This window comes from Arthrobacter sp. HY1533 (genome assembly GCF_027568515.1).
In the GTDB taxonomy this organism is placed as follows: domain Bacteria; phylum Actinomycetota; class Actinomycetes; order Actinomycetales; family Micrococcaceae; genus Specibacter.
This window is the reverse complement of the sequence record NZ_JANKZF010000021.1, coordinates 40,474-53,087: the sequence shown is the minus strand read 5'-3', so window position 1 is coordinate 53,087 and position 12,614 is coordinate 40,474. Positions and strand designations below refer to the sequence as shown.

The following is a 12,614-nucleotide window of genomic DNA, read 5'->3' as shown; positions in this document are numbered from 1 at the left end:
GTTAGAACAGGCCCTTGGGTGCCGCGGCCAGGTCCACGACGCCGGGAGCTGCCGTGATGTTGAGCTGGTCCAGTTCCCCGGCGGCCAGGTTGGGAAGGTTCTCCGCTGCCGCGATGAAGCGGTTGATCTCCTCTTCCTCGACCAGGCCCGCGGCCAGGGTGCGGAACTTGTTGATGTACTGTTCGCGGGCAAAGGGCCGGGCGCCGAGCGGGTGGGCGTCGGCCACGGCGATCGACTCGGTGATGACAGTCCCGTCAGTGAGTGTGATGACCACCGTGCCGCCGAACGCCTTCTCGGCGATGTCCAGGGAGTGGTAGCGGCGCGTCCATTCCGCGTCCTCCTCCGTGGTCACCTTGTGCCACAGGGCCACAGTGTCGGGGCGGTTGGCTCGTTCGGGGGAGTAGGAGTCAACATGGTGCCAGGCACCGTCCTGCAGCGCCACCGTGAAGATGTACGGGATGGAGTGGTCAAGGGTTTCCCGTGAGGCGGAGGGATCGTACTTCTGGGGATCGTTCGCGCCGGAGCCGATCACGTAGTGGGTGTGGTGGCTGGTCTGGATCAGCACGCTCTCCACCTTGGCCGGGTCGGTGGCCTCGGGGTGCTCGCCGTGGAGCTTGCGGGCCAGGTCGATCCACGCCTGCGCCTGGTATTCGGCGGAGTGTTCCTTGGTGTAGGTGTCCATGATGGCGCGCTTGGCCTCGCCCGGGGCGGGCAGGGGCACGGTGTAGCTGGCGTCGGGGCCGTCCAGCATCCAGGCGATGACGCCGTCCTCGCCCTCATAGATCGGCACGGGGGAGGTCTGCCCGCGCATGGCACGGTCGGCTGCCTCCACGGCCATCTTGCCGGCAAATGCCGGGGCGTGGGCCTTCCAGGTGGAGATCTCGCCCTTGCGGGACTGGCGGGTTGCCGTGGTGGTGTGCAGGCCCTGGCCCACGGCCTGGAAGATGGTTTCCACCTCAAGGCCCAGCAGGGTGCCGATGCCCGCGGCCGCGGAGGGGCCCAGGTGGGCCACGTGGTCAATCTTGTGGGCATGCAGGCAGATGGCCTTCACCAGGTCCACCTGGACCTCATAGCCGGTGGCAATGCCGCGGATGAGCTGCGCACCGGATGCGCCGGTGTGCTGGGCCACGGCCAGGATCGGGGGAATGTTGTCGCCCGGGTGGGAGTAGTCGGCAGCCAGGAAGGTGTCGTGGTAGTCCAGCTCACGCACGGCCACGCCGTTGGCCCAGGCCGCCCATTCGGGGGAAACCTTTTCTGTGATGCCAAAGACGGAGGCGCCGGCGCCCCCCGTGGACGGGGCGTGGGTGAGCGCCTGGGCGCGGGCTGCAACGATGGGGGCGCGGTTCAGCGAGGCAATGGCCACGGAGGCGTTGTCGATGATGCGGTTGATGATCATGCCTGTGACCTCATCGGTCACGGCCACGGGGTCCGCTGCCACCTTGGCGATCTTGTGGGCCAGCTGGTCCTCACGGGCCAGGTTCTCTTCGCTCTTGTACACGCGCACGTTGTGCTCAATGGTCATGGTGTTCCTTTCAAAGGGTGTTCGCATTAGGGGCAATGCAGGTCAGGGAGCCGTACCCAGTAGGTGGCGCAGGCTGTTGTCCAGGTGGAGGGTGGTGGCGGCGCTCGCCACGGCGGGGTTGCCGTGGGCTATGGCCAGCGCAATGGCTGCGTGTTCGCGGGCGGCATCACGCAGCCGTTCCGGATTGTCCTTGCCCAGGCGGCGCACCCGCACCAGCTGCACGCGCAGCATCTTCAGCGCCTGGCGCAGGTAGTGGTTGCCGGCAGCGTCGTCGACGGCGGTGTCCAGCTCCGCTGCCAGCAGGTAGTAGCCGGAACGGCTGGGGTCGTCCTCGGTGATGAGGGCGCCGGCGTTGCTGAGCTGGCGGTGCAGGGCCAGGAACGTTGCCGGATCGCCGCGGCGGGCCGCAAGTTCCGCCGCCCGGCATTCCAGTGCGGAGCGGAGCTCAAACAGTTCATCGAGGTGGTCCAGTGAAATTTCGCTGACAACCGTGCCGCGCCCGCTCTGCGGCTCCGCCAGGCCCTCGGCCACGAGCCTGGCCAGTGCCTCGCGGATGGGGGTGCGTGAGACGCCCAGGCGCTCGGAGAGCTCCACCTCGCCAAGAACGGTTCCGGGGGCGAGCCTCCAATTGATGATGTCGCTGTACAGGGCGGCATAGGCCCGTTCGCCTGCGCGCATGGTCCCTCCCTGTTCTGTGTGGTGCGGCTGGGGCAGTGCACCAGCTTTCATCATCAGTGTATACAAAGAACACGCATTTTGGGAGAAAGGCTGAAAAATTCCCGGGCCGCGCCAAAACTATGTATACATCGAAGGCAAATGCCCGTTCGTCAGGTGGTCATGGGTTTTCGGCCCCAAACAGTGGCGGACGCGGCCCGGCGCTGATATGTTGTTAGTCACACCAAAATAGCGGCGCGAACGCAAGGGAGCCACAGCATGGCACAGCAGCAAACGCAGGGCAGGGAACGGGAAAGCAACTGGGCCGGAAACCACCACTACCGGGCTGCGGCGCTGCACCGGCCGGAGACCGTGGAGCAGTTGCAGGAGTTGGTGCGCGGAGCGGCGGCCGTGCAGGCACTGGGCTCCGGGCACTCCTTCAATGCCATCTCAGACTGCGACGGCATCCAGGTCTGCCTGGACAAGATGCCCCCGCTTGCCAGGATCGATGAACAGGCCATGACGGTCACCGTGGACGGAGGCAGCAGCTACGGAGCACTGGCCACGGCGCTCGCAGCCCGCGGCTTCGCCCTGGCCAACCTGGCCTCCCTGCCGCACATCTCCGTGGCCGGCGCGATTGCCACCGCGACCCACGGCTCGGGCGACGGCAACGCAAACCTGGCGGCCGCCGTCGTCGGCTTGACGCTGGTGGACGGGACGGGGGAGGTGCGCCAGGTGGACGCCAAGGACACCCCCGACTTTGCCGGGTACGTGGTGGGGCTCGGCGCGCTGGGCATCGTCACCGAGGTCACCCTGGCGATCGAGCCGGCCTTCACGGTGGCCCAGCACGTCTACCGGGACCTCCCCTGGGAGCAGCTGCTGGCGGACTTCGACGCGGTGACCGGCCGGGCCTACTCGGTCAGCCTGTTCACCGACTGGAGCGGGGACACTGTGGGCCAGGCCTGGTTCAAGCAGCGGCCCGGCGACGGGCGCACCGACGACTACCCGGCGGAACTCCTTGGCGGCACGGCGGCAACAGCTGCCATGCACCCGCTGCCGGGCGTCTCGGCGGTGAATTGCACGCAACAGCTGGGCGTTGCCGGGCCGTGGCAGGACAGGCTCTCCCACTTCCGGATGGCCTTCATGCCCAGTGCGGGTGAGGAAATCCAGTCCGAATACCTGGTGGACCGCGCCCACGCCGTGCCGGCCATCAACGCCCTGCGTGCCCTCTCCGGGATCATCACGCCCCTGCTGCAGGTTGCCGAGATTCGAACGGTTGCCGCGGACGGCCTGTGGCTGAGCACCGCTTCCGGGCGGGACAGCGTGGCCTTCCACTTCACCTGGCTCCGCGAGCAGGCCGCGGTGGAGGAGGTGGTGAAGGCGGTCGAGGCTGCCCTGGCGCCGTTTGGCGCCCGCCCGCACTGGGGCAAGGTGTTCGACGCCGGCTCCGGCGCCCTGGCCCCCCTGTACCCGCGCTTCGCGGACTTCGTGGAGCTCGCGCAGCGGCTGGACCCGGAGGGCAAGTTCCGCAACGCCTTCCTGGATGAAAAGGTGTTTGGCATTTAGCGAAAGTCCCAGGCATCCGGGGTGAGTACAAGGCTGGCTGCGCCAAGCCGAGGACAGCCGATGTGCCGGGCCTTGCCATGCCCTCCGCAGTGATATGTTGTCAAGATATTTGGCATCTTTTTCAATAGGGAGGGAAGTGCCCGTGTCAGAAGGTCAAGGCGCCGCCGATGGGTCCGATGAACGTTACAGGCCGGGCTATGAGCTTGTGGCGGAGCGCATCCTGGGCCACATTGGCGAATCTGGGTTGAAACCGGGCGACAGGCTCCCCACCGAAAAGGGCCTGGCCGCCTTGCTTGGTGTCACCCACAACGTCACGCGGGAGGCGCTGAAGGTCCTCGCGGCCATGGGCCGGGTCAACGTGCGCAAGGGTGCCGGAATTTTCGTTGCATCTCCCGTCAACACCTCGGCCGGTGAGCTGCTGGCCGACTTTCGGCCCACGGACATGGAGCATGTGCTCATGCTGCTCGACTACCGGGCGCTCGTCGAGACCGAGACAACGCGCCTGGCGGCGACGGCGGCGACACCCAAAGAGGTGCGCTTGATTCGCGAGACGGCAGCCCGCAGCCTGGAAGCCGCCAGGGTCAGCCCCGAGTCGTTCGCCGAGGCGGATGCCCTGTTCCACGATGCCGTGGGGGCGGCCTCGCACAATGTCTTCCTGCACGCGACGGTGTCCAACATCCGCAGGTATTCACACCAGACCAGCACGTTCCTGTTTCATGGCGAGGCGGCCGGCCCGCTGGAGACTGCCGGTGAACAGCACCAGGCCATTGCCAAGGCAATTGGGAACGGGGATCCGGAAGGTGCCATGGACTTGATGTCGATCCACCTGGAAACCACCAAGCAGCAGCTGGAGAGCAGGATCCACAACCGCCTGTTCAGCGGGGACCCCGCAACAGCCGCCCGTTCAAGCCGCTAACACAAAGCGCCCGCCACCCCACCTCTGCCGTTCTGGCAGCTGTGGGATGGCGGGCGCCTTGCTTTTTTGGGCGGGCCCTGTTGAGCGGCGTGCTACTTGGCCAGGGCGTGCTCCTCGGCCTCGCTGCCTTCAGCCGGGTCCACTACCTCGTCGGCAGGATCCTGGGCCTGGGCGCCGAGCCGGCCGCGGGTGAGCTTGTTCAGGACCATCGCGATCGCGCCGTCGCCTGTCACGTTGGTGGCCGTGCCGAAGCTGTCTAGGGCAATGTAGGCCGCAAACATGAGCCCCACCTCGACCTCGCCGAAACCAAGCATCTGGGCCAGCAGGCCGGCTGCCGCTGCAATTGCGCCGCCGGGCACGCCGGGGGCCGCGATCATCATGACGCCGAGCATCAGGATGAAGGGCATGTAGGCGCCGAAGGTGACGTCGCCGCCGGTGAGCAGCAGCACGGCGATGGAGAAGCAGGTGATTTTGACCATCGAACCGGACAGGTGGATCGTGGCGCACAACGGCACCACGAAACCTGCCACGGAGTCACTCACGCCGTTTTTCTTCGTCGAGGCCAAGGTCACGGGAATCGTGGCGGCCGAGGACGAGGTGCCCAGTGCCGTGAAGTAGGCATCGCGCATGTTCCACAGGGCCTTGAACGGGTTGGTCCCGTTCATTGCACCCGCAATGGAGTACTGCAGGATGAGCACCACGAAGGTCAGGGCAAAGGACACCAGGGCCACGAGCAGGAACTTCGTCACGACCGTGACGGCTGCGCCGCTGGCGGACAGGTCCATGAAGATGCCGAAGATGAACAGCGGCAGTGCGGGCACGATGATGCGCCGGATCACGGCCTCGATGATGGTGCGGAACTCAACAACGCCGCGGAACAGGACCTTGCTGTGGAACGAGGTCAGGCCGATGCCGATCACGAAGGCCAGCACCAGGGCGCTCATGACGTCGATGACCGGCGGCAGCACAATCTCCGTTGCGGAGCCGCCGGCCTTGCCCACGACTGTCAGGAACGGGGTGAAGCCAGAGCCGGATTCCTCACCCAGTGCATCGAGGCCTCCGCCTGCAAGCACCGGGGTGAACAGCCAACGGCTCACGAAGTACGCCAGCAGCCCGGCGATGATGGTGGAACCGTACGCGATGGCTGCGGTGATTCCAAGCCACTTGCCGGCACCCTTGCCCAGCTCCGCAATGGCGGGGGCAACCAGGCCCAGGATGATCAGCGGCACAACAAAACCGAGGAACCCCGAGAAGATGGAGTTGTACGTCAGGAACACCCCGCCGAGCCAGGCGGGCATCAGCGGGCCGGCCAGGATGCCCAAAACGATGGCTATGACAATCCAGCCGAGCAGGGGGATCGATTTCAAGAGCTTCAATGCAAGTCCTCAGGTTGTGGCGGGGGCGGCCCGGCCTGTGGGCAGGGGCACACCTGTGGCGCACGACACGCCCCAGCCATAGTAGGGGCTGCCGGCCGTTCCCCGAAATCCGCCGGCTGCCCTCACCGGGGCCGGGACCAGCTGTACTCCAGCTCGGGGCGCCCCGGTGAACCGTGCCGCGGCGCCTTGGCCGCCGAGCCGTTTTCCACCAGGTGGTCCAGGTAGCGGCGGGCCGTGACCCGGGACATGGACAGGCCCGCGGCGGCCTCGGTGGCCGACGCCGGCCCCTCCTGTTCCCGGAGCCAGCCGGCCACGGCGCGCAGGGTTTCCGGCAGCATGCCCTTGGGCAGCAGGATCTTCCCGGAGGGCCGCAGTTGCGACAGGGCCCGGTCGATTGCCTCCTGCGATGCGGGGGCCCGGTCGGTGAGGGCGTCGTGGTACTTGCGGTAGCTCTCCAGTTTTTCCCGGAAGGCGGCAAAGGTGAAGGGCTTGACCAAGTAGGCGGTGATGCCCAGCGCAATGGCGGAGCGCACCACGTGCACCTCCCGCACGGCCGTGATGGCCACTACGTCCGGCACCAGCCCCAGGCCGTGGATGCGGCGCAGCAGGTCCAGCCCGTGCCCGTCGGTCAGGTTCATGTCCAGCAGGACCAGCTGGATGGCGGGGACTGCCGGGTCGTGCAGCGCGGCAAGCGCCGCCCCCATGCCGTTCGCCTCCGCCGCCACCTCGAAGCCGTCCATTCGCCGGACGTAGTCCGCGTGGGCGGCCAGGGCGATGGGCTCGTCGTCCACCACAAGGACCCTGATGGGCGTTGTTCCCGTCATGGCGTGCCTCCCTCGGCTGCCCCGCGGGTGAGCGGCACGACGGCGGTCATGACGGCGCCGCCGTCGTTCTCGCCGGAGACGCTGCCGCCCAGGGCGGCCGCGGCGCGCCGGATCAGGGCCATGCCGTAGCCGCGCCCGCCCGGGGCAACAGAGGTCTTGCCCGTGGTGCCAATCCTGCCCAGCACATCGAGGTCGGTGGTGGGCAGGCCCGGGCCGTTGTCGGCCACCGTGATGGTCAGGGAACCGTCGGCCACCAGCAGGTCCACCCAGACCGTTGGGTGCGGGCCATGCGCCGCCGCGGCCTCGATGGCGTTGTCCACCAGGTTGCCCAGGAGGGTCACGAGCTCGCGGGCGTCGAGCATGTCCGGCGGCAGTGTGCCGGCGGCGGTGAGTTCCAGTTCCACCCCGCGTTCATCGGCCTGGGCGCGCTTGCCCAGCAGCAGGGCCGCCAGGAAGGGCTCGTCCAGGGCGCCGACGAACTCCCCGCCCAACTGCACGTTCTGGGCGTGCTCGGCGGCGGCAAAGTCCAGCGCCTCCCGCGGCCGGTCCAGCTCGATCAGGGAGATGATGGCGTGGAGCCGGTTGGCGTGCTCGTGGGTTTGCGCGCGGAGCGCCTCAACAAGTGTCTCGGTGCTGTTCAGGCGCCCGGCCAGCCCGGTCAGTTCGGTGTGGTCGCGCAGGGTGGCCACCGTCCCGGCGGGGGAGTTGGCTCCCGGGGCGCGGGCGGGACGTTGGCTGACGACCAGCAGCCTGTCACCGGCCAGGTGCACCTCGTCAGTGGCCGTGCGCCCGCTCGCCAGCAGCTCGCGCAGCGAATCGGGCAGACCCAGCGCGTCCAGGCGCGTGCCGCTTGCCTGGCCCCGGGGCCCCGGGGAATTCGACGGCGGCGGATCGATGCCCAGCAGCAGGGCGGCGTGGTCGTTGTAGAGGACCATGGAGCCGTGGGTGTCCAGCAGCACGAGTCCCTCGCGCACGGAATGCAGCACCGACTCGTAGTAGGCGAACAGCTGGCCCAGTTCCGCCGGGCCCCAGCCAAATGTCACGCGCTTGAGGTACCGGCCCAGGGCCCAGGCGGCCAGGGACCCGGCGAGCAGCAGCGCCGTGGCAAGGCCAAGCACCGCCGGGATCCGGGCCGCCACGAGGACCTGGACGTTGCTGACAGTCACGCCGGCGGCCACCATTCCGGTGACCGTGCCGGCCGCGTCCTTGATGGGCACAATGACGCGCACTGAGGGGCCCAGCGTGCCGGCCGTGGTCTCAAAATACGTGTTTCCCGCCTGGGCCTGGGCAATGGAGCCCACATAGGGCTTGCCGATTTCCGCCGGGTTGGGGTGGGTCCAGCGGATGCCCCGCGGATCCATGATGGTGATGAAGTCAACGTGGGCGTCGCGCATGACCTCCTGCGCATAAGGCTGGAGAACCGCCGACGGGTCGGGGGCCGCGGCCGCTGCCGCCACGAACGGGGAATCGGCCAGCGCCGTGGCCACCGAAAGCATGCGCTGGCTGGTCTGCTCGTGGGTGCGGGAGCCGGCGTCGGCCACCATGGCGGCGGCCAGGCCGGCCGTCAAAACAAGAACAAAGAGCAGATTTGCAGCAAACAGCCTGCTGGCAATGCTCCATCGCCGCCACACCATTGTGAACCCTTTCGTGCGACCAATATGAACACAACAGTGAGGTGTGTCACTTTCCGGGACAGTCTTGTGTGAGGCGGATCGCACGCCACACCCACCAATGCTAATCACCAGCGACACAAGGAGTCACCATGAGCTCTCAAGGACGAGGGACAGCCGCCACGGCAACGCCGCCGCGGCGCCGGATGGACAAGACCCATTGGCTTTACATTGCAGTCATCGCGGCGGTGGTTCTCGGCGCGGCGATCGGCCTGCTGGCCCCCGAACTGGGCAAGGCGCTCAAGCCGCTGGGCACCATGTTCATCTCGCTCATCAAGATGGTCATTGCGCCCATCATCTTCTGCACACTGGTGATTGGCGTGGGCTCCATTGCCAAGGCGGCGACGGTGGGCAAGGTGGGCGGCCTGGCGCTGCTGTACTTCATGACCATGTCCACCGTGGCGCTGGGAATCGGCCTGGTGGTGGGCAACATCATCCACCCCGGGGCCGGCCTGCACCTGCAGCCGTACAAGGCCGGCGGCGGCGCCGAGGAGAACTCCACGGTGAAGTTCCTGATGGAAATGATCCCGGGCGACATCCCCGTGCTGCCCACCCTGGTGCTGGCCCTCATGGTCGGTTTCGCAGTGCAGTCCCTGGGCAAGTCAGGCGAACCGGTCCTGAACGCCGTCAAGCACATCCAAAAAGTGGTGTTCAAGCTCATGACCATGATCATGTGGCTGGCCCCGATCGGTGCCTTTGGCGCCATTGCCGCAGTGGTTGGCGCCACGGGCTGGGCCGCGATTGGCTCCATGGCCATCCTCATGGGTGCGTTCTACCTAACCTGCGCCCTGTTCATCGTGGTCATACTCGGCTCCCTGCTGCGCCTGGTCACCGGCCTGAACATCTTCACCCTGATGCGCTACCTGGGCCGCGAATACCTGCTGATCTTCGCCACCTCCTCCTCCGAATCGGCGCTGCCGCGACTCATGGCCAAGATGGAACACGCCGGCGTGTCCAAGCCGGTTGTTGGCATCACGGTCCCCACCGGCTACTCCTTCAACCTGGACGGCACGGCCATCTACCTGACCATGAGCGCCCTGTTCATCTCCACCGCCATGGGCCTGCCCATGAACCTCGGCGAGCAGATCGGCCTGCTGGTCTTCATGGTGATCGCCTCCAAGGGCGCCGCCGGGGTCACGGGTGCCGGCCTGGCCACGCTGGCCGCAGGGCTCGCCGCCCACAAGCCGGTGCTGCTGGATGGCATGGGTGTCATTGTGGGCATCGACAAGTTCATGTCCGAGTGCCGCGCGCTGACCAACTTCACGGGCAACGCCGTGGCCACGCTGCTGATCGGCAAGTGGACGCGGGAGCTGGACGTTGACAAGGCCCGCGAGGTCCTGGCCGGCCGCGACCCCTTCGATGAGTTGTCAGTTGACGACGACGGCCACGGCTCGGACTCCAACGGCGCCGACAACGGGGGAGCCGGGGCGGAAAACGGGGGAACCGGGGCGCAGGATCCGGTGCGCGTGCCCGTCGCGGTCTAGTTCTCCCGGCCCCTGTTCGTCGATTCTGCGGGACAGGGCAGTGGGAGACGTTGCGCAACGTCTCCCTCGGCACTTCTCCGTCAGACTCGACGCGTGGGGCACCCGGGCGTGGGTCCTACTTGGCCGGTTGCACGGCAGGTTTTGGCTTGCGGATGTGGGTGCCCCACAGGAACGCCAGCCACGTGAGCGTCAGTTGGGCGGGGAACGCCACGAGCGGGACGCCGCCGGAAATGAGGCAGATTAGCACGGGCAGCAGCACAATGAGCGTCAGGTCCGGGCCAATCAGGAACGAGCGGATGGCACCTGTGGGAATGGGGCCGGTGGGGGAGGCCACGGCCGGCATGTTCCAGTCAGGGGCCGGGCGGAATGCCGCACGCAGCGTGGCCGCACCCAGGCCGGGCCCGGCCAGGAAGGCCAGCGTCAGCAGTGCCGGGGACCCCACGCCCAGGGCCAGCAGCAGCCCGAAGCACAGGGGCATCCAGACCGTCATGAGCACGCCGGGAACCAGGAAGTGCACCTGCCGCACGGTCTTGGCCGGCAACGGCATGAGCATGTCAACGGCGGGATTTCCCGCCGAAAAGCGTGCAGTGGCGCCCAGCGCCGTCGCGGCAAAGTGGGCGCACAGGTACAGGGCCACGGCGATCAGCACGGCGTTGCCCAAAAACTCCACGGACGCCAGTGAGGCCGGTATCGCGGCCAGCACCAGGACGCGCAGCAGCACGGCGGGGGAGCGCAGCGCCATGGTGGCATGCGTTGCCGCCAGGGTCTTGACGCTGCGGGCCAAGTCCGTCCCGCCCTTGAATGCCAGCTTGAGCCTCACCTTGGTGCTGCCCGTGGCCGTGCCTCCGCCCAGTGAGCGGGACAGCTCGGTGGCATCCATGGACAGCAGCGAACTGGCCGCGTAGGCGCCCGCCGCGGCCGCCTTCTTCAGCGCCGCCGTCGAAATCCGCTCCAGGTTGGCGTTGACCAGCACCAGCAACCCCAGCGCAAGGGCCACGATGAGCAGCGGCCAGGTGGCGCCGTCGGCCACCAGGAGGGGCCAGCTGGTGGGGAGGTATTCCATCCACGCCGTCTGGTGGCCCGTGATGGCTGCAGCCCCGGCACCGTTGTTGTAGAGGGCCGTGGCCACCAGCGTCAGCGGCGCCAACAGGGTGATGGCGCCCATGGCCTTGCGCAGCCACGCACCGGAGCCGGTCACCTGGCACCAGGCGGCAATGCCGTACAGCAGCCAGGCCAGCCCGGCACCGCACAGCACCGAAAGGGCCAGGCGGCCCGGCGTCGGAGAGCTGGCCATGCCCAACGCCATGGGCAGGACCACCACCACGGCCGCAATGGTGGGCCACAGCAGGGACTTGAGGAAGCCGGGCTGGATGAAGCCGCGGCGCCGCACGGGCAGGCCAAGCCACCAGGCAGTCTGCGGCAGTGTCATGGCCACCGGCCCCATGGTCATTTCCACGCTGAGCAGCGCGGCGGCCAGGGTCAGCAGCACGGTGGCACTGGCCTGCAGCAGCGTCACGGAATGGAATCCGGGGGCGACGGCGGAGGCCAGGAGGGCGGATTCGTCGCCAACGCCCAGGTTGTGGCGCAGGGCCACGATGAGGGCACCCGCCATGGTGAGCAGGGTCAGCCCGCCCAGGATGGAGGTGTACACCTCCGAGATGAGTTCCATGAGCCCGCCCTGGGTGCGGCTGAGCCCGGCCCGGAACGTGTATTGGCGGATTTCCCTGGCGCTGAAGCGCTCGCTCGTCTGCATGGCTGCCATGGCGGCTAGTCCGCGTGCGGGTTCTCGGAGGCGATGGCCGCGGCCGCCTGCCGGGGAGTCATGGTGTGGATGGTGTCGGCAATGAACAGGGCCTTGGTGGCCACGGCGGCCAGGAAGTCGGGGTCGTGCGTGACAACCAGCAGGGCCAGCCCGGCGTCCACCTCGGCGCGCAGCCGGTCCGCCAGCTTGTGCCGCATGGCCGTGTCCAGGCGCTGCTCGGGCTCGTCGAGCACCAGCAGCGACCGCGGGCGCACAAACGCGGCGGCCAGCAGCATGCGCCGGCGCTGCCCCGAGGACAGGTTGTAGGGACGGGACTTGGCCAGGGCGGCCAGGCCAAAGAACTCCAGCTCGGCGGCAATGACCGCCTCCACGTCTTCCACGCCATGCCCGGCGGAGACAATCGCCAGGTGTTCCTCCACCGTCAGGGCCGGGAAGAACGCGTCGTCGTCGAACACCACGGCAACCTCGCGGCGGAAGTCCAGCGTCCTGTCGTCAACCTCGGCACCATTGACCAGCGTGGTTCCGGAGACGGCCTCGAGCTGACCCACAACGGTTTTCACCACTGTCGACTTGCCTGCGCCGTTGGGGCCCACCAGGGCCAGGGCCTGGGCCGCGTGGAGGCTGAAGCTGACCACGCCGCACACTGCCTTTCCGGCATAGCCGGCCTGCAGTTTTTCGGCCCGCACCACGTCCCGCCGGGGGGACTGCGGGCTTTCTGGGGGAACGTTGTTCTGGGCGCCGCCTGCTTTGCTGTTCACCTTCGAAGTATAGGCGCGCGGTAACGTTCAGCCTCAAGTTGAGGGTCAAGGCTCAAAAGGTGATGGGCGCCAAATGTCCAAA

General features: G+C 67.7%; 10 protein-coding genes. 3 read left to right on the top strand and 7 right to left on the bottom strand.

All coding sequences use genetic code 11. The features are described from left to right. Position 1 precedes the first annotated feature (1 nt). Complete coding sequence (locus tag PCK14_RS15360; protein ID WP_269939384.1) at positions 2-1,522, bottom strand: MmgE/PrpD family protein; 1,521 nt, start codon at positions 1,520-1,522, stop codon at positions 2-4. A 42-nt stretch (positions 1,523-1,564) separates the two neighbouring features. Next, positions 1,565-2,200 carry a GntR family transcriptional regulator gene (locus PCK14_RS15355; protein WP_269939383.1) on the bottom strand — a complete coding sequence of 212 codons (636 nt, stop codon included), beginning with the start codon at positions 2,198-2,200 and terminating at the stop codon, positions 1,565-1,567. A 255-nt stretch (positions 2,201-2,455) separates the two neighbouring features. On the opposite strand from PCK14_RS15355, the gene PCK14_RS15350 reads away from it, so the two are divergent. Further along, positions 2,456-3,742 (top strand): FAD-binding protein, encoded by a 1,287-nt coding sequence (locus tag PCK14_RS15350; RefSeq protein ID WP_269939382.1) that lies wholly within the window; start codon positions 2,456-2,458, stop codon positions 3,740-3,742. A 142-nt stretch (positions 3,743-3,884) separates the two neighbouring features. Further along, entirely contained in the window at positions 3,885-4,658 is a 774-nt protein-coding gene (locus PCK14_RS15345) for a FadR/GntR family transcriptional regulator (RefSeq protein WP_269939381.1), read from the top strand. A gap of 92 nt (positions 4,659-4,750) precedes the next feature. Here the strand turns inward: PCK14_RS15345 and PCK14_RS15340 are convergent, their stop codons facing one another. The 3 genes from PCK14_RS15340 to PCK14_RS15330 all read right to left on the bottom strand — a co-directional run bounded on the left by PCK14_RS15340 (position 4,751) and on the right by PCK14_RS15330 (position 8,492). Continuing rightward, positions 4,751-6,034, bottom strand: coding sequence for a dicarboxylate/amino acid:cation symporter (locus PCK14_RS15340; protein WP_269939380.1), 1,284 nt, complete (start codon positions 6,032-6,034; stop codon positions 4,751-4,753). 122 nt (positions 6,035-6,156) lie between these two features. Continuing rightward, the gene (locus tag PCK14_RS15335) at positions 6,157-6,858 is read right to left on the bottom strand and encodes a response regulator (protein ID WP_269939379.1); all 702 of its coding nucleotides are present in this window, start codon (positions 6,856-6,858) and stop codon (positions 6,157-6,159) included. Continuing rightward, positions 6,855-8,492 carry a sensor histidine kinase gene (locus PCK14_RS15330; RefSeq protein WP_269939378.1) on the bottom strand — a complete coding sequence of 546 codons (1,638 nt, stop codon included), beginning with the start codon at positions 8,490-8,492 and terminating at the stop codon, positions 6,855-6,857. Before PCK14_RS15330 ends, PCK14_RS15335 begins: the two co-directional genes overlap by 4 nt. A 128-nt stretch (positions 8,493-8,620) precedes the next feature. Here PCK14_RS15330 and PCK14_RS15325 point away from each other — a divergent pair, with 128 nt between their 5' ends. Beyond that, the gene (locus tag PCK14_RS15325) at positions 8,621-10,012 is read left to right on the top strand and encodes a cation:dicarboxylate symporter family transporter (protein WP_269939377.1); all 1,392 of its coding nucleotides are present in this window, start codon (positions 8,621-8,623) and stop codon (positions 10,010-10,012) included. A 115-nt stretch (positions 10,013-10,127) separates the two neighbouring features. Here PCK14_RS15325 and PCK14_RS15320 read toward each other — a convergent pair whose 3' ends face one another. Both PCK14_RS15320 and PCK14_RS15315 read right to left on the bottom strand, forming a co-directional pair. Beyond that, a complete protein-coding gene (locus PCK14_RS15320; protein WP_269939376.1) occupies positions 10,128-11,774 on the bottom strand; it encodes a DUF6297 family protein in 1,647 nt (548 codons plus the stop codon). A 5-nt stretch (positions 11,775-11,779) separates the two neighbouring features. Beyond that, on the bottom strand, positions 11,780-12,532 hold the full coding sequence (locus tag PCK14_RS15315; protein WP_269939375.1) for an ABC transporter ATP-binding protein: 753 nt from the start codon (positions 12,530-12,532) through the stop codon (positions 11,780-11,782). Positions 12,533-12,614 lie beyond the last annotated feature (82 nt).